Source organism: Nocardia sp. CC227C, from assembly GCF_030767025.1.
Classification (GTDB): domain Bacteria; phylum Actinomycetota; class Actinomycetes; order Mycobacteriales; family Mycobacteriaceae; genus Nocardia.
In genome coordinates this window covers 74,256-90,806 of sequence record NZ_JASITE010000014.1, presented here as the reverse complement: position 1 = coordinate 90,806, position 16,551 = coordinate 74,256, and the positions used below count along the sequence as shown (strand labels likewise).

At 69.3% G+C, this 16,551-nt stretch carries 19 protein-coding genes; 10 read left to right on the top strand and 9 right to left on the bottom strand.

Annotation, left to right across the window (positions count from 1 at the left end):
• Window positions 1-13: 13 nt before the first annotated feature.
• Genes QMO76_RS26225 through QMO76_RS26215 form a run of 3 tightly spaced genes read right to left on the bottom strand, consistent with a single transcriptional unit; the run spans window position 14 to window position 2,980 of the window.
• The gene (locus QMO76_RS26225; RefSeq protein WP_306363989.1) at window positions 14-1,042 is read right to left on the bottom strand and encodes a hypothetical protein; all 1,029 of its coding nucleotides are present in this window, start codon (window positions 1,040-1,042) and stop codon (window positions 14-16) included.
• On the bottom strand, window positions 1,029-2,315 hold the full coding sequence (locus QMO76_RS26220; RefSeq protein ID WP_306363988.1) for a sensor histidine kinase: 1,287 nt from the start codon (window positions 2,313-2,315) through the stop codon (window positions 1,029-1,031). The genes QMO76_RS26225 and QMO76_RS26220 overlap by 14 nt, the downstream gene beginning before the upstream one ends.
• Window positions 2,312-2,980 carry a response regulator transcription factor gene (locus QMO76_RS26215; RefSeq protein ID WP_306363987.1) on the bottom strand — a complete coding sequence of 223 codons (669 nt, stop codon included), beginning with the start codon at window positions 2,978-2,980 and terminating at the stop codon, window positions 2,312-2,314. Before QMO76_RS26215 ends, QMO76_RS26220 begins: the two co-directional genes overlap by 4 nt.
• A 719-nt stretch (window positions 2,981-3,699) precedes the next feature.
• Here QMO76_RS26215 and QMO76_RS26210 point away from each other — a divergent pair.
• The 3 genes from QMO76_RS26210 to QMO76_RS26200 are packed head-to-tail and all read left to right on the top strand — an operon-like array spanning window position 3,700 to window position 5,383.
• Complete coding sequence (locus tag QMO76_RS26210) at window positions 3,700-3,996, top strand: hypothetical protein (RefSeq protein ID WP_306363986.1); 297 nt, start codon at window positions 3,700-3,702, stop codon at window positions 3,994-3,996.
• Window positions 3,996-4,547: a DUF6879 family protein gene (locus QMO76_RS26205; protein WP_306363985.1), complete on the top strand. Its 552-nt coding sequence runs from the start codon at window positions 3,996-3,998 to the stop codon at window positions 4,545-4,547. Before QMO76_RS26210 ends, QMO76_RS26205 begins: the two co-directional genes overlap by 1 nt.
• Entirely contained in the window at window positions 4,544-5,383 is an 840-nt protein-coding gene (locus QMO76_RS26200) for a helix-turn-helix transcriptional regulator (RefSeq protein WP_306363984.1), read from the top strand. Before QMO76_RS26205 ends, QMO76_RS26200 begins: the two co-directional genes overlap by 4 nt.
• Window positions 5,384-5,397: 14 nt before the next feature.
• Here the strand turns inward: QMO76_RS26200 and QMO76_RS26195 are convergent, their stop codons facing one another.
• Window positions 5,398-5,850 (bottom strand): flavodoxin family protein, encoded by a 453-nt coding sequence (locus tag QMO76_RS26195; protein WP_306364110.1) that lies wholly within the window; start codon window positions 5,848-5,850, stop codon window positions 5,398-5,400.
• Window positions 5,851-6,176: 326 nt separating this feature from the next.
• Complete coding sequence (locus QMO76_RS26190) at window positions 6,177-6,641, bottom strand: DUF5946 family protein (RefSeq protein ID WP_306363983.1); 465 nt, start codon at window positions 6,639-6,641, stop codon at window positions 6,177-6,179.
• A 432-nt stretch (window positions 6,642-7,073) separates the two neighbouring features.
• Here QMO76_RS26190 and QMO76_RS26185 point away from each other — a divergent pair, with 432 nt between their 5' ends.
• Window positions 7,074-8,105, top strand: a complete 1,032-nt coding sequence (locus QMO76_RS26185; RefSeq protein WP_306363982.1) for an AraC family transcriptional regulator — start codon at window positions 7,074-7,076, stop codon at window positions 8,103-8,105.
• Window positions 8,106-8,169: 64 nt separating this feature from the next.
• Here QMO76_RS26185 and QMO76_RS26180 read toward each other — a convergent pair whose 3' ends face one another.
• Entirely contained in the window at window positions 8,170-8,922 is a 753-nt protein-coding gene (locus QMO76_RS26180) for a MerR family transcriptional regulator (RefSeq protein ID WP_306363981.1), read from the bottom strand.
• Between the two features lie 43 nt (window positions 8,923-8,965).
• Between QMO76_RS26180 and QMO76_RS26175 the strand changes: the two genes are divergently transcribed.
• Complete coding sequence (locus QMO76_RS26175; protein ID WP_306363980.1) at window positions 8,966-9,424, top strand: DUF6194 family protein; 459 nt, start codon at window positions 8,966-8,968, stop codon at window positions 9,422-9,424.
• An 11-nt stretch (window positions 9,425-9,435) separates the two neighbouring features.
• Here the strand turns inward: QMO76_RS26175 and QMO76_RS26170 are convergent, their stop codons facing one another.
• Together QMO76_RS26170 and QMO76_RS26165 are read right to left on the bottom strand one after the other, a co-directional pair.
• Window positions 9,436-9,843, bottom strand: coding sequence for a transcriptional regulator (locus tag QMO76_RS26170; RefSeq protein ID WP_306363979.1), 408 nt, complete (start codon window positions 9,841-9,843; stop codon window positions 9,436-9,438).
• Between the two features lie 147 nt (window positions 9,844-9,990).
• Window positions 9,991-10,866 carry a sigma-70 family RNA polymerase sigma factor gene (locus tag QMO76_RS26165; protein WP_306363978.1) on the bottom strand — a complete coding sequence of 292 codons (876 nt, stop codon included), beginning with the start codon at window positions 10,864-10,866 and terminating at the stop codon, window positions 9,991-9,993.
• An 82-nt stretch (window positions 10,867-10,948) separates the two neighbouring features.
• Between QMO76_RS26165 and QMO76_RS26160 the strand changes: the two genes are divergently transcribed.
• A complete protein-coding gene (locus tag QMO76_RS26160) occupies window positions 10,949-11,293 on the top strand; it encodes a DoxX family protein (RefSeq protein WP_306363977.1) in 345 nt (114 codons plus the stop codon).
• A 279-nt stretch (window positions 11,294-11,572) separates the two neighbouring features.
• Here QMO76_RS26160 and QMO76_RS26155 read toward each other — a convergent pair whose 3' ends face one another.
• Complete coding sequence (locus tag QMO76_RS26155) at window positions 11,573-12,175, bottom strand: maleylpyruvate isomerase family mycothiol-dependent enzyme (RefSeq protein WP_306363976.1); 603 nt, start codon at window positions 12,173-12,175, stop codon at window positions 11,573-11,575.
• A 232-nt stretch (window positions 12,176-12,407) separates the two neighbouring features.
• On the opposite strand from QMO76_RS26155, the gene QMO76_RS26150 reads away from it, so the two are divergent.
• From QMO76_RS26150 to QMO76_RS26135, 4 genes are all read left to right on the top strand, one after another.
• Window positions 12,408-13,268, top strand: coding sequence for an alpha/beta fold hydrolase (locus tag QMO76_RS26150; protein ID WP_306363975.1), 861 nt, complete (start codon window positions 12,408-12,410; stop codon window positions 13,266-13,268).
• 324 nt (window positions 13,269-13,592) lie between these two features.
• On the top strand, window positions 13,593-14,114 hold the full coding sequence (locus QMO76_RS26145; RefSeq protein WP_306363974.1) for a hypothetical protein: 522 nt from the start codon (window positions 13,593-13,595) through the stop codon (window positions 14,112-14,114).
• Window positions 14,115-14,220: 106 nt separating this feature from the next.
• Window positions 14,221-14,958 (top strand): GntR family transcriptional regulator, encoded by a 738-nt coding sequence (locus QMO76_RS26140; RefSeq protein ID WP_372342086.1) that lies wholly within the window; start codon window positions 14,221-14,223, stop codon window positions 14,956-14,958.
• A 91-nt stretch (window positions 14,959-15,049) separates the two neighbouring features.
• Window positions 15,050-16,549 (top strand): NCS1 family nucleobase:cation symporter-1, encoded by a 1,500-nt coding sequence (locus QMO76_RS26135; RefSeq protein WP_306363973.1) that lies wholly within the window; start codon window positions 15,050-15,052, stop codon window positions 16,547-16,549.
• Window positions 16,550-16,551: the final 2 nt, after the last annotated feature.

Here is a 16,551-nt window from a genome sequence, read left to right as displayed (position 1 = left end):
CGTCCGGATCGCATCAGGCCACCGTGACCTTGCCGTCGGTGTCGATCTCGGTGCGCTGGTCGTGATCCAGGCCGGTCGCCAGCACCGTGGCCAGCAGCCGCCGCCCCAGCGGCAGTACTCGCACCGTCACGGTGCCCATATTGGCGGCGTCCAATTCCCTTGTGGCGGCGTCGATCACCCGTTTGCGCACCCACTCCGGCACGCCGGTGAAGCCGCCGTCGTCGAGCAGCACCACCTCGACCCCGCGCGAACGCGCACCCCGCGCCGCGCAGCTCAGCTCATCGGTCACCAGTTGCGGCGCCCGCAGCCCGTCGCGGAGTTCGGCCTCCAGCAGGCGGGATTCCTCGCGCTCGGAGACGGTGAGTTCGACACCGTCGGCGATGCGCTCCAGGATCGGCCCCGCCACTCGGTCCAGTCGGGTGAGCTGCCGGGTGCGCTCATTGTCGGCGGCCGACATGGTGGCCTCGGCGGCCGCGCGCAGCATGGCCTCCTCGCGCAGCAGGCGCAATGACCGCTGCATGGGTCGCATGATCGCCGCGAACACCGTGATCGCCGCGACCGTCCCGATGGGCACGATGGAGCCGACCACCGCGCTGGCCTCCAACTGCGGCCCCAGCCTGGCGACCGCGACCACCGCCGCGATGGCGGCCACGCCCATCCAGGCGATGCGCACCCGCCCCCGCAACACCAGCACCGACAGCACATACGAGCTGGCGTAGGCGGTCCACACCGAATGCGACTGCCCGCCCGGGGACAGGCTCATGACCGTCAGCGCCGCCGAGGCGGGTCCGGCGGCGGCCGCGAACAGCGCCACCGGGACCGGCAGCGGATCGACGGGCACCACCATCACCAGCGCGCCCGCCGCGAGCATGAGCGCCATACCCGCCAGCGCGGACCAGAACGGCACCCCGTCGAAGTTCTTGTACATGTACAGGGCGATGGTGGCTTCCAGGATGACCAGGAACAACCAGCCCGCGCCGCCACGCAGCCCCAGCAGATCGCCGAGGCCGAAACGGCTGTCCGAAACGTCAGAGTGAGCCATCGCCACCCCAGACCAGCGTCACCGTGGTCCCCTCCCCCGGCAGCGATTCCACGAAGGCCGAGCCGCCCGCCAGCTGGCGCATGCGGCCCAGAATGCTCATGGAGATGCCGAGCCGGTCGGCCGAGACCGCCGCGAGGTCGAAACCCGCTCCGTCATCGGTGAAAACGATGCGGATACTGCCCGCGCTGATGGTGGTGGTAACCGTGCGCCGCACCTCCCGCCCCGGCACCGAAGCGTGTCGCAGGCTGTTGCGCACGGCCTCGGTGAGGGCGGCGGCCAGGGTGCTGGCGGCCTGCACCGGCATGCGCAGATCGTCGTAGCCGGGCCAGGTCCGGGTGGCGAACCGGATGCCGGGATTCACCTCCTGCACGGCCGAGCGCAGGAACAGCACCGCCGAGCGGGCGTCCAGCAGATCGGGATCGCGTTCCCCGCCGCGCACCTCCTCGAGCTGTTCCAGGGTGCGTTCGGCCTGGCGGCGCAGCACATCCGATTCGCTGCCCGCGCGCGACGCCTCCAGCAGCGTGGACAGCACCGCGTCGTGGATCAGGGCCGCGAAGCGGGCGCGTTCCCGGTCGCGGGCCTGCGCGGCGGCGGACACGGCGGCCCGGCGCGCGGCGATGGCCGATTCGCGGTCCACCCGTTCGGCCGCTCCGCGCGCGGCGGTGCCGCACCAGACGAACAGCGCCGCGAGCCCGGCCGCGCGCAGGAAGTTCTCGATGAACAGCGCGGCGGTGAAATCGGTCAGCGTATAGACGTTGGCGGTGGCGGCCATCGCCGACGCGACGATCATGTAGGCGATCGCCCACCGGGTGGGGAACGCCAGCACCGCCGCCGTCACCGCGATGACGAGCACCCGGAACGGCCAGATGGTGGAGGCGTTCACGGTGTCCGGTTCGAAGACGGCGGGCACACTGGCGACCACCACCAGGAAACTCACCGCGGCACACGCGGATACGACCTTGATCGGCCGCTGCCCGGTCAGCGTCGCCACCAGCGCCAGAACCGGGAAGAACCCGAAGGTCAGCAGGGCCGCGGTCAGCGTCCACCAGAACGGGACGAACCGCCCGTGCTCGGCGATCTCCGGCACCTCGAACAGGCCGATGATGACCCCGCCGATGCCGAGCGAGACGCCGAGGCGGCGCATGATCCGGTCGGAGGCGGCCGTCGTCCTGCCGTCGGCCGTATCGAGCGCTCCCCGCAATCGCCGCAGCGCGTCGGTCCACGAGATGGTGGCGTCGGCGGGCGGGGAGTCCAGCGCGCTGGACGCGGTCATGCGTGCGGATCGCGTTCCGGCACGGGCAGCCAACCGTCCTCGACGGCCCGCTTGTACAGGTCGGTCTTGGTGTGTGCCGGGCGTCCGGCGTCGGCGTACTTCTGCCGGATACGGCCCAGATAGTCGTTGACGGTCTGCTCGGACAGCCCGGTCATCCGGGCGACGCGCGAGGCCTTCTCACCGGAGGCGTAGAGCTGTAGCACCTCCTGCTGCCGCGGGCTCAGGCCCACGTCCTGGAGTCTGGGATCGCCGTCGATGGCGGCGGCCCAGTCGGTGGTAACCACCAGTTCCTTGTGCGCGGCGCGGCGCACCGCCGCCACCACGGTGGGCACGTCCTCGGACTTGCGGACCACGCCCAGCACACCGGCGCGCGCGGCGGCCCGCACCAGGAACGCGTTGTCCGCGCCGGTGAACACCAGCACCTCGACACCGCTCTCCCGCAGCGCCAGCACATTGTCCTCGGGCGAGGACCCGTCGGCCAGCCGCAGATCCAGCACCACCAGATCCAACTCCGGCGCCGCCGCCAGCAGCTCCGGCACCGTACCCGCCGTGATCACCAATTCCAGATCGGCCTCCGACGCCAGCATGGCCGCCAACCCGATCGCCACCGACTCGTGATCCTCGACCAATCCGATCCGGCGTGGCCTCGACTCCTGCGCCTCCACGGCGACCCTTCACCTCTTCCCAATCACGATGTACCCCGTTGAGCAGTATGACCGTATTTCCGCCAGGTATGTCAGCCACCAGAAATCGGGGGGCGAACTCGGCCGCTCCACCGGCGACCGGACCGCCTCCCGTCCTCGGCCCCGATGCGCGCCCGGATGCCGTCCACCGACCGATCGGGCGGGATGCGCTCGGGCCAGCAGACCGCGCCCACGACAACCGCCAGCGGGAGGCCGACCGCCACGACGAAACCGACTGTCACCCACATGTCGGTGACCGCCGCTCAGTTTTGCCGGTGACGGATACCGGTACCACGTCGATCGCAGGGGAGGCGACTGCTGCGCCCACGGTCCCGACGCGCGAATCGGCACGGAACTCCTCCGGACCGACCGGCCATCCATCGTCTCCGACGAACGACCACGAGCCGTCGTCGTGGTGGAGGTAGCCACACGGCCGACGGCGCGGCGCATCCATCTGCTGCCGCACGTCGCCTCTCCACAGCGCGGGTGTGCTCACTGCTCGCCCCTTCCGTTGTCCGACTGGGTTGCACCCGCCGCCGGGGAAGAGAGCACCCGGCGGCGGGGCGTAGGGCAATCCTGGGGCGGCGTTACCTGAAACCGATACAACTTTGTGCATCTTTGCGCGTAATCTTGTGTGCGGGAGGCAATTACCGCGACCATTGCGAGATACATTCGCCTCGATCGCAAAGGAAGGCCTCACCATGCATTCGCACCTCACACTGCGCCTGCTCGGCTCCGGCTCCAAGAGCGGCACCTGCCCGGCGGTGTATGCCGCCGAGACCGGCGAGCTGGTAGTACAGGGCGACATCACCGACAGAGCCGGAACTGTGCTCGTACCTCACGTCCTGCTCGACTGGCTGGAACCGGGCATGACGCTGCCGGTGGAGGCCGTCGCCGCACCCGGCGCGTTCCTGGTCAGCGGTGAGGAGATCACCTCCCGTGAAGTCCTCGCACAGCTGCGGCTCGCCGACCACGAGACGGCCGTGGTGGTGCGCTGATGCTCCACGTTGTCGGTGGCGGGGTGTTCGAGCCGCTGTTCCGTGCGGCCCACCGATATGCCTTCCACCTGGAGGTGCAGGACACCTACGGTGTGGCCGACGAGGTCGAAGCGCTACGGCGCTGGGAGACCGGGGAGAGTTACGAACCGGCGGAACAGCCTGCGTCGTGGAAGGCGTGGGATGACCTGATGGTGGAGACGGCCGGGCGCGGTGTCGCGCTCGAACGGCTGCGCGTGGTCACCGTCCCGCACTCCACCTATACCCGGTGGTTGCTCAGCGAGACCGACAACAACGTCCAGACCGGGGAAGCCGTCCGGTGGCTGCCGCGCCACCTCGCCGACCCGGCCGAGGTGCCGAGCGACGACTACTGGTTGTTCGACGACGACACGGTCGCGTTCACGACGTTCGCCGAGACGGGAGAATTCATGGGCCTGTCCATCACCACCGACCCGGGAATCGTCGCCCGCTGCGTGCATGCACGGGCGACGTTGTGGCCGAAGGGTATCGACCACGCCCGGTACGCCGACAGCGAGTACGCGCACGCGCCGTGAGAGCTGTTGACGACGCACGGGCCGCGCTCGGCGCACGCCTTCGGGAGCTGCGCCGGGCCGCCCATCTATCGGGCGTCGATCTCGCTGCTCGATGCGGCTGGCACTCCAGCAAGATCAGCCGCATCGAGCGCGGAAAGCAAGCGCCGACCGAAGCCGACCTCGCCGACTGGTGCGCGGCGTGCGACAGCATGGCCGTGCTGGATGACCTGGTGGCGAGCCTGCGCAACCTGCGCGCGATGTACCTGGAATGGCAGCGCACCCTCGCCGCCGGGCACGCGCACCGGCAGCGCCAATCGATCAAGCTGGAAGGCGAGACGCGCCTTATCCGCTGGTACGACCCCGACACCATGCCCGGCCTGTTGCAGACCGAGGGCTACGCCCGTGCGATCCTGCGCGTCTGTATCTCCATGATCGGCGGCCGTGACGACCTGGAGGAGGCCGTGGCGATGCGGATGGCCCGTAAGAGCGTCCTCCAGCGCGCCGGGCACCGCTTCCACATCCTGATCGGCGAGGCCGCGCTCTATCCGACGGTCGGTGACGGCGCGGTGATGCTGGCGCAGCTCGAACACCTCCTCGGCGAACTGGAACGGCCCAACCTCCGGCTCGGGGTGATCCCGCTCGGTGCCGAGTACCGCGCCCCCGCGACGAATTTCGTCATCTACGACCGTGCCCAAGTGCTCACCGAAACCGTCAGCGCGGAGCTGACCATCACCCGGCCGTCCGAAATCACCCTGCACGAGAAGACCTTCGCCGTGCTCGCCGAGCAGGCCGCTTACAACGACGCGGCCCGAGCACTCATCCGGGCAGCGATGGAGCGACGTATCCGGACGACGTGAGAGCCCGACCGCGCTCACCCCATGAGCCGCGCCGCCACGGTCGCACCCAATTCCCAGCACCCCTCCAGCGCTTCCTTGGACGGCTTGCCCGAAACCACCACGTACTCAGCGGCTTTCGTCCACCCCAGGCCCGTGGTGATGGAGGTGATCCCCTTCTCCGCCCCCTCGGTGCCCTCGTTGCCGTGCAGGTAGCACCCGAAGGGGCGACCTCGGGTCGAATCGAGGCAGGGGTAGTAGACGACGTCGAACGCGTGCTTGAGCGCGCCGCTCATGTACCCGAGGTTCGCCGGGGTGCCGAGGAGGTAGCCGTCCGCTTCCAGGACGTCCGTCGGTGAGACGGCCAGCGCCGCCCGACGCACGACCTCCACCCCCTCGATGTCGGGGTCGGTCGCACCGGAGACCACCGCTTCGAACATCGCCTGCATGAACGGGGACGGCGTGTGGTGGATGATCAGCAACCGCGGCATGGTGTCGAGCCTAGGGGCCGAAGGCGGCGCGACAGGCTTCGCCGCCCCGATCATGCGCCGGTGAATCGCATTGATCTGCTCATGGCCGACGATCGGCTCACCGAAGGGTGAACCCGCGGCGAACCAGCTGTCATAGCGGTCGGCGTCGTCGGTCTCGACCGCCCGCCGCAACTCGGCGGCAAGACCGGCCGCCACCGCCCGTGCGGTCGCCTCGGCACTCGGATCGTTCAGACTCGTTCGAGTCCTCCAATTCTCGGCACCGACACATTCGGAAGACTCAATCGACGTTGAGGTCATCTCGATGGCGAGAAACTCGACGAGGAAAGCTAAGACTCGCTCTCGAGGTAGCCCGCGATGGTCGCCTCGCTCAGCATCCGCATGCGCGCACCGTAGGCAGGGTGACCGTCGCCGACGAATCCGCCGTCGGCATCCCTCAGGTCCGGTATGCCGAGCGCGAAACGCGGCACGGAATCCCTGTGCGGCAGCGCACGGTACGGCTGCAGAGGCCGCATGTCGTACCCCGGCCCACCACTCTTGTTGCGCGCCACCTGATGTCGCGCCAGCCGGTTGACAGCCGTCACACCTCGGTCGAGATAGAACTGCAATAGCCGGAACTGCACATCGGCGAACCGCTCCTTGTTGCGAGACGGGTGCTGCAACACGAAATTGCAGACCAGCGGCGCATGCCACGTCGCCATCTCCGGATCCTGATGCTCCTGTGCGAGCGCCTCGTACCACGTGTCGACACACGGTCTCGCGGAGCCACATTCACATGCGCCACCATCGGCCATCGCTCCAGGCTAGGTCTACCTCGGATGGGCACGAAAGCCGCAGGAGACTCGACCCGCGATCGTGTCGGCTACCGCCGTCCGCGATGGGTGCGGCCCACCGAGAGATCACGAATCGGATGGCGGGAGGGGCTTCGCGAGGGTGGTCGGGACCGCGGCGGGGGTGGCGGAATCCGGCGATTCGGGGGTGATGGAACCGACCAGGCGGTGGGCGGCGTCGGCACGCACCCGGTCCTGGACTTCGCGGTCACCGATACCGGCTATCAGGGTGTCGATGAGGGCGTAGCGGGCCGGGAGGCGGGGAAGGAGGAGATCATGATGCGCACGGTGGCCCTCCTTCGATCATGAGCCGCGACCGCAGCGTAGCCGAAGCAACCGGGTCGTGGTCTTCGATTCGGGGGATGCGGGCGGGTTCGGGTTGCGATGATTCTCGGTATGGCCAGGGACCCTTGGTATGTGCGCTCGACGGTCAGCGCGGCACTGTTGGTCGATTTCGCGATGGAGAGGGGGATCGACGGGGCGGTCGCGTTGGCGGGGACGGGGATCGAAGTGGCGGAGCTGACCGACCCGACGGTGGAGATCGACCTCGATCAGGAGTTCCGGATCATCCGCAGGATTCTGGATGTGACCGGAGATGAGCCGGGGCTGGGGTTGATCGCGGGGATGGCGGTGCATCTGCCGGTGATCGGGAACCTCGGGGTGGCATTGAGCGCGTGCGCCACCGTGCGGGAGATGGTGGAGATGTGGACGCGGTTCGCGGACCTGTCGTTCGCGTATGTGCGGTACGCGCTGGAGACCTCCGGCGCGCAGGTGCTGGTGAGCATGGATGCCTCGAATGTTCCCGAACAGGTGCGGCGGTTCGCGCTCGAACGCGACCTCACCCTGATCCGCACGGTACAGCGGGAACTGCTGAGCTGGGATGTTCCGGTGCAACGGCTGGATGTCACCCTCGGCTACTCCCCCGTCTACGAGGCGGTCGGCACATTGCTGAACGTGCCCGAGATCAGGTTCGACGCCGAGCGCACCGTGCTCGTCCTCGATGCCGCCGACCTGCGCCACCCCATGCCGCAGGCGCACCCGCTGCTGCGCGCGCAGTACGAGCGGCTCTGCGTCGAGACCGTCCAGCGGCGGCACGCGCGCACCGGGCTCAGTGGACAGGTGCGCGAACTGCTCGTCTACCGGGGCGGACTCGCGGGCCAGACCGAGGTGGCGGCCGATCTGAATATCAGCGTCCGCACCCTGCGCCGCCGCCTCGCCGACGAGGGCACCAGCTTTCGCGCATTGAGCCACGAGACGACCGGCATGCTCGCCGAGGAACTGCTCGCCAAGGGATTCACCGTCGACACGGTGGCGCAGCGGCTGGGCTACTCCAGCATGTCGGCCTTCTCGACCGCCTTCCGCACCTGGAAAGGGTTGGCCCCCGGCCGATTCGCCCGGGAAAGCCGTCAGGATGCCACCAGACCTTGACGCCCGCACGACCGCGGCGATGCACCCTCCGCACCGGCGGAGCGACCCCGACAGCCCGCGACGCCTACCGAACACCGGGTGCGGAATCGAGCGGTGGGAGGAGCGCATCCAGTTCGGCGGCCGCCGTGAGCAGAGCCCGGGAGCGCGTCGTGATATCCGCGTCCCGGGCGGTCAGCCCGGTCAGCACCTCGGCCCAGCGTCGCGCCCCGCGCAACTGCGGCATGAGCGACCGGAGCGGAGCGAGGCGGTAGCCCGCCAGCCGCAACTGGTGCACGATCCGCGCGTCCCGAACGTCGCCGGGCCGGTAGCTGCGCGACGCACCGGTCGGGCTGCGCTCCGGCGTCACCACACCCATTGCCTCCCAATGCCGCAAGGTCGACGGCCGCACGCCGAGGGCCTCGGCCAGCTCCGAGATGCTCATGGCATCGGCGGCACGCACATCGTCGATGGACTCGTCGGCGATGGCACGGACCGCGTCCTGCGCCAACGCGAGGTCGCGGCGTTCCCGGTCGAGGTGCGCATGCGCGGCGTCCAGCAGCGCGAGGGGCTGCGTCGGTGGCCCCGCGTGCACCGCCCGCATGATGACCTTGGCCTGCACCGGCCCCACCCCCGCGGCCAGTGCCCGGTAGGCGCGAGCGGCGCGGACGTGAGTGTCGTCGTACACCCGGTATCCGGCGGCTGTTCGACGCGCGGGCGGCAGCACCCCGTCACGTTCGAGATTGCGCACCTGCTGAACGGAGTACCCCGCCCGCTGCGCCACCGCAGCGGTGCGCAGCAGACCCGAGTTGCGACTTTCGCGGTCTTCACCTGGGCTCATCGCGGAAAACTCTACACAAGCACTTCAATGTCACGCTGTAACCATGAGCATCGACGAGATCATCGCCTACATCGAAAGCCTCGGCGGCGTGCTGACCCTGAAGCCGCAGCCCGGTGACGGCACTCCCGAGGTCGCGTGGGGTGACGCGTTCTTCTACTACGCCCCCGACGGACAGGTGCCGACCACCGTCCAACCCTTCGCGACCATCGTGACCAAGGACTACCCCGACGACACCGCGTCACAGCTGCACCGGCCGGACGTCTTCCGCGTGAACATCAGCGTCGGAAAAGACGTCTTCGAACGCTCGATCGGCCACTCGCCTCGCGAAGCCCCCGAGGTCGACGCGAGCGTCGCCGATACGGTCCTGCCCCACCCCGTGTACAAGAGCGCCGGGTGGCTGGCGGTGGTGAACCCGGGCACACGCACCGCATCCACGGTGCGAGAACTGCTCCGCACCGCCCACGACCGCGCCCGGACCCGGTACGACCGGCGCGCCGGCTGACGGTCCGCCGACTACGTCCGGTCGCCCGCGAAGACGTCCAAACCCGCCTCGCGCAGATGGTGTCGCAGCTCGCGCGCATTGAGTTCGGCCAGATACCGGTTGTACGCGTCCATCGCGCGATCGGTGTCACTCACGGCCGCCTCGCGCGCGGGCAGCAGCCCGGCGGGAATCTCTCGACTCCCCCTGTCCGACAAGGGTTTGCTGTCGGCCACCGCGGCATCGCGTTCCATCGCCCGGAATCGGACCAGCCCCCACAGGAAGAAACCCGCGAACACCGGGAACAGCAGCACATAGCCCGGATTGTCGTCGACCCCGTACCCGTACCCGCGCCCCCACGCCAACCAACCGAGCAGCAGCAACATCGCGGCCGCCGCCGACAGCACGGCACCCACCAGCGTCAGTCGTCTCTTGTCCGGCACAGCGACGATGCTAGCGACCTACTACGTGAGGTAGCAGAGCACCCCCGGACGGATCTTCGAAGAACCTCTCCATTGATGTTTCGCACGCCGATGTTTCGCACGCCGCGAACCGCCGGAGGTATTTCACGTCCGGTCGGGTGGCGGAACTCAGCCGAGTACCGCGATATCCAGCCCGTGCAGCCGGTCGGGGTCGGCGATGACTTCGTATTCGGTGATGCGGGTGCCTTCGACGCGGAAACGCAGTACCTGGGCGAGGCGACCGCGCGGGGCGACCACGGCGCCGACCATTCCGTCGACGAGGGCGGGTTCGGCGAATACGGCGCGGGCGCCGAAGCGGGCGACGTCCTCGGTGACGCGAGTGATGCCGCGGGCGGTGAGCGCGGTGCCGGCGGGGACCGCCGAGGCGTCGGCGCGACGGACCACATCGGGAGCCAGGATCTCGAGCAGCGCTTCGAGATTGCCGGTGCGGGCCGCGTCCAGGAAGGCGTCGACCGTGCGGCGGTGCCGGGCGAGATCGGCCGGTGGGACCGCGGGGTTGCCCCGGACGCGTCGGCGGGCGCGGCTGGCGAGCTTTTTGGCGGCGTCCGGTGTGCGGTCGACCACCGCGGCGATCTGATCGAACGGCACCGCGAAAACGTCGTGCAGCACGAAAGCCACCCGTTCGGCGGGCGACAGCCGATCCAGCACGACCAGCAGGGCGCGGCTGACCGAGTCCGCTTGCACCGCTGCCTCTTCCGGGTCGTGGGCGGTGCCCCGGACGCGGTCGGGGTCGACGTCGCCGAGCGGATCCTCCGGATGGGCGGCGCGGGAACGCAGGTGGTCCAAGCAGATTCGTGAGATCACGGTGGTCAGCCAGGCGGGCAGGCTCGCCACTTCGGCCGGGTCGGCGCGGTGCAGGCGCAACCAGGTGTCCTGGACGGCGTCGTCGGCCGCGGCCCACGAGCCGAGCATGCGGTAGCCGACGGCGCGCAGGCGCGGGCGCTGCGCCTCGAACTGCCTCGTCAACTCGCCCTGATCGGACATCGGTCACCTTTCCGCGCGCCCGTTCGTCTGCTTCTCGAGACCCCTTTCGCCGGGGAGAACAGCGATATCGAGGAGTTGCCCCATGTCTACCGCAGCCATCATCATGTCCATACTGGCGGCCCTGGCGGCGCTCGCCGCCGCCGGGATCGACGTGGTCCGTACCGACTGGGTGGCGAACAACATGGCCCGCTACGACGTGCCTCGCACGTGGCTGCCGGGCTTGGCCGGTATCAAGGCCCTGGGCGGGGCAGGGCTGCTGATCGGCCTGGCCGTGCACCCGCTGGCACTCGCGGCGGCCGCCGGTTTGACGGTGTACTTCGTCCTCGCCCTCGCCACCGTGGTACGAGCCCGCGCCTGGTCGGACATCGCCTACCCGCTGCCGTACCTGACGCTCGCCGCGGCCGCACTGGCGCTGCAACTCGCCTGACCCTTGCCCGCTCGTCACGTATCAACGACGCCAGAGCAACGATCGCGGACAGACGGGTGCCGGTGTCACCGTCCTCGGATCGAGCAAGGGCGGATCGAAGGTCGTCATCGAACTCGGAACTCATCGGGGGGATCTCCTCCGGGCGCGCCAGGCGGGTCGAGTCGAGCCGTACCGGTGAACGACAACGGTTACGAGACCGGTGCGCTCGCCGCTACCGCACGGCTGTAGGAGCCGATTCCAGCAGTCGCCCGACGGGTGGCGGACTGCCGGTGAACACGGCTATGCCGGGGACAGTGCGCGGGGTTCGAGTCGCCCGGTGGCGGCGAGCAGCAGATCGGCGATCGAGGCGCGGATTTCGGTGCTCCCGTCGCCGCGGGTCCAGTCTGCGTCCGTAGCGATCAGGCGGGTGTCGCGCAGGCGTTTGCGGGCGCCGTAGAAGCGGCTGTTCAGTACGTGGTCGAGGGCGGTGACGCCGGGGGCGGTGGGGACGGGGCGCGGGCGGGCGAGGGGGCGGGCGATGTCCTGGCCGTGAATGATGGTGTCCACCAAGGGGTCCAGTTGGCTCGCACCCGGGGCGGGGCGGTGTAGGTCGGCGCCCGCGCGGAGTTCCGCGACGAGTTCGGCCGGGGTGCGGCGCGCGGCGTATCGGCGGGCCTGGTCGGCGGTCATGCGGTTCCAGTCGCCTCGGGCCCGGATGATGTCCGTGAGGACGCGTCGCCAGGTGTCCCGATTGGAGAGGGTGACGTGGGCGAGCACGTCGTGCACGGTCCAGCCGTCGCAGAGGGAGTCTCGGGACCAGTCGGCGGCGGTGAGCCCGTCGAGGTAGTCCGCGAGGGACAGGCGCTCCTCGCGCACCCACCGCTGGATCAGTTCAGTGTTCACAGGTCACTCCCGGTTCGGACGGACGATCACCGGTGGTGACGGCGCGGGCCGCCGAAATTCATCGGACGAGGAGTTGCCCCATGTCAACCGCAGCCGTCATCGTGTCCATACCGGCGGCCCTGGCGGCGCTCGCCGCGGCCGCCTGGCAGGAGACGCCGGTCGACTCCCAGCGCGGAAGGGCGTTGCCAGCCGAATCTGGACGACCGAGGTGCTGATCCTGCACACTGACGCGATGCCGGCCGTGTACAAGAGCCAACGAGATCGAACGGCCATCGCGCAGTGGTGTTCGAAGGTATTGGCAGGAGCCGACTTCCCACTCTCCACGACGACGATCGACAGCTCCACCGGCCGGATTCACTTGACCTCGGCCGGGGTCGGGCCACCGCGCATCGTGGTACTGCCGGGAACCGGCTTCAACGCGGCGACGACCTTGCCGTGGCTTCGGGCCCTGTCGTCTCGATGGCCGACCACCGTCGTCGACCTGCCGGGGCAACCGGGGCTGAGCGACCCGAACCGACCACGGCGTGCCCGGCTGCCCTGGTACGGGCGGGTCGTGGACGAGGTGCTGTCCAGCACCGAGATGGATAGTGTTGTGCTGGTGGGCAACTCGCTGGGCGCCGCGGTGGCCCTCGCGGCCGGCTCGCCCCGTATCGCCGGCCGGGTGCTGGTTTCGCCCGCCGGGTTCATCCGGCTCCGTGTTGATCCGAGAGTCGCACTCGCGTCCGCGCTCTGGCTTCTGCGTCCCAGTGCCGCACACACTCGCGACATACTGCGATGGCTCGTCGCACCGGGTGCGGAACCGCCGGAGACGGAGGTGGAATGGATGACGCTGCTGGCCACCGGGTGCAGAACGACATTGGCCCCGCCGCCACTGCCCGCGGATCTGTTGGCGCGTCGTGCCGAAAGCCCCTGCGCTGTCGGCGTCGGCATGCACGACCGATTCCTGCCACCCCGGCAGCTGGCAGCCGCTGTCCGGAGCACCATGGGCGCCGAGCTTCGAATCTTCAGCGGTATGGGCCATCTGACAACCCCCGCGCATGTGACCGAGGTGGTGGACCTCGTCGCCGAGGTCGCCGGTCCCGGCGAGGGCTGAACCCGGCAGGCCAGGTGGTGGCGGCGGATCTCGACCATCCCGGCCGACGGCAGAGTGCGCACGGAGCGCAGAGTGCGCATCGAGCGCAGACGTGCGCACCGAACGCCATTCGACCGGTGGGAGGACTGCCGACCGACCGGGGTTACGCCGGGGACAGCGTGCGGAGTTCGAGGCGGCCGCCGACATTCATCGGACCCGGACGTGAACACGCGGTGACCGCCCGTGGTCCAGGCCGGAATCCGCGCGCGGGCGCGGGCTCGGCCCGATAGGGTTCCCGACGGGCCGCACGGCCCACCGTGCACGAATGACGAAGGGACGGCGGGGATGTCGGAAGCATCGGTCGAGGTGCTCCTGGACGACTTCGAGGACAAGGGCAACTGGGAACTCGGCGGTGCGGGGGCGGAGCGGACGCATCTGACCACCTTCGCGGAGGGAGCCCCCAACAAGGAGCTGGCGTCCTTCGCCGACGGGGCAGCCGGACGCGACTACCGGGCGCTCGTACTGTTGATCCGTCGGGCCGCCGACGACTTCGAGGTGGAGCTGGTCGCCAAGGCCGGTCGGCCGTTCACCATCGCGGGCGAGCTCACGGCCCTGCGTTTGTGGGTGCGTTCCCCGCACGCCGCCATCCGCGTGCACGCCCGGCTGGAATCCGCGCGGGGCGCGGCGGAGGCGCAGTTCACCAATGTGCCCGCGGACGGCGAGTGGCAGCATGTGGAACTCGAGGTGCCGCGGTCGATGACGGACGCCAGCCTGGTGGGCCTGCGGGTGCGGCTCATGCACGTGGTGAAGCGGCAGGGCGAGGTCATGATCCTGCTCGACGACCTCACCGCGGCCACCGCCCGCTGAATCCGCCCGCGCCACCCGGCGGCCGCAAGCCCGACGACCGGCAGCGCGGCCGACCGGGTGCGCCACCGGCGGCGTGCGTCACCGCGCCGCCCGCTACGGTGACGGGGTGCCGCCTCGTCCCCGCCTACCTCGACTGCCGCAGCTCACCCCGCCGCACGACGCGCGGCGCGGCTATGCGCAGCACGAGGTGCTGGACGAGTTGCGCAGGCTGATCCTGGAGGGCAACCTGCCGCCCGGCACCGGCATGCCGCTCGGCGAGCTGGCGCGTGAATTCGGGACCAGCGCGATTCCGGTGCGGGAATCGCTGCAAACCCTGATCGGCGAGGGGCTCATCGAGCACAAGCCGAACCTCGGATACCGCGTCACCCAGCTGACCGCCGCGGAGTTGCGGGAGCTGTATCTGGTGCGCGAACGCCTGGAGTCCACGGCCCTGCTGGCGGCGGTCCCGCGCGCCACCGCCGCGGACCACCGCGCGGCGCGGGAGTCGCACGATCGGATGGAGCGGGCGGTGCTCACCGAGAACGCCGTCGCCTATCACCGCGAGACCAGGGAGTTCCATCTCGCTCTGGTGCGGCCGTCGGGGATGCCGCGCCTGGTACACATGTTGGAGTACGCCTGGAACATCACCGAGCCGGTGCAGCCCATGGTGCATGTGACCGCCGCCGATCGGGTGGTGCTGCACGCCGACCACCGGCGGCAGCTGGACGCCTTCCTGGCCCGCGATGCCGAGGCGTTGCTGGCGGCAACCGCGCAGCACCATGCGCGCATGACCGGGGTGCTGGATCAGCTGCCGACGACCAGCGGCTTGCTGGCCGCCGATTCGGACGCCGTAAAAGATATATAGTTTTCGCAACACCCGGGCAATACCCGCTCGATAGCGTCGCGCAAATGCCTTTTCCCGCCGTGAGCGGGACTTCACGATCGGATGTGCGACCATGACCGACACTGTTGTGTTGTCGGGGACCGAGGCGGCCCCGGCGACCACCGCGCCGGCATACGATCCCCGACTCACCAACGAGGATCTCGCTCCGCTGCAGAACCAGACCTGGAGCACCTACAACATCTTCGCGTTCTGGATGTCCGACGTGCACAGCGTCGGCGGCTACGTCACCGCGGGCAGCCTGTTCGCGCTCGGTCTGCACAGCTGGCAGGTGCTGGTGGCGCTGGTCGTCGGCATCACCATCGTGTACGGACTGTGCAATCTGGTCGCCAAGCCCAGCCAGGTCACGGGCGTACCCTACCCGGTGATCTGCCGCAGCGCCTTCGGCGTGCTCGGCGCGAACATCCCCGCCATTATCCGCGGGCTCATCGCGGTGGCCTGGTACGGCATCCAGACCTTCCTGGCCTCGGCGGCCTTGGACGTGGTGCTGATCAAACTGTTCCCGGGGCTCGCCCCGTACGCGGTGGTCGAGGACTACGGCTTCGTCGGCCTGTCCGCCCTGGGCTGGGGCAGCTTCCTGCTGCTGTGGGTGTTGCAGGCGGCGGTGTTCTGGCGCGGCATGGAATCCATCCGCAAGTTCATCGACTTCTGCGGCCCGGCCGTCTACGTGGTCATGTTCGTGCTGTGCGGCTACCTCATCTGGAAGGCCGGGTGGAGCGCCATCGACCTGAACCTGGGCGCGGTCACACTGTCCGGCTGGGAGGCGGTGCCGGTCATGCTGGGCGCGATCGCGCTGGTGGTGTCGTACTTCTCCGGACCGATGCTCAACTTCGGTGACTTCTCCCGCTACGGCCGCAGCTTCGCCGCCGTCAAACGCGGCAACCTGCTGGGCCTGCCGCTGAACTTCCTGGTGTTCTCGCTGCTCGTGGTGATCACCGCCGGGCTGACGCTGCCGGTGTACGGCGAGCTCATCACCGATCCGGTCGCGACCGTGGCCCGCATCGACAGCACCTTCGCGATCGTGCTGGGCGCGCTCACCTTCACTATCGCCACCATCGGCATCAATATCGTCGCCAACTTCATCTCCCCCGCCTTCGACTTCTCCAATGTCGATCCGCAGCGCATCAGCTGGCGGGCGGGCGGCATGATCGCGGCGGTCGGCTCGGTGCTCATCACGCCGTGGAATCTGTACAACAACCCCGAGGTCATCCACTACACGCTGGAGACCCTGGGCGCGTTCATCGGCCCGCTGTTCGGCGTGCTCATCGCCGACTACTACCTGGTGCGCAAGCAGCGGATCATCGTGGACGACCTGTTCACCATGGCGAAGACCGGAACCTACTGGTACCGCAAGGGATACAACCCGGCCGCGGTGCTGGCGACCGCCATCGGCGCGACCGTGGCCGTCTTCCCCGTGCTGACCTCCGGTGATATCACCGGTATGTACACCGCCGCCCAGTACAGCTGGTTCATCGGCTGCGCACTCGGGCTCGTCTGCTACCACCTGCTGGCCACGCGCGGGCCGCTACGGCTACCCGCGCCCGAAACTCGGTGAGG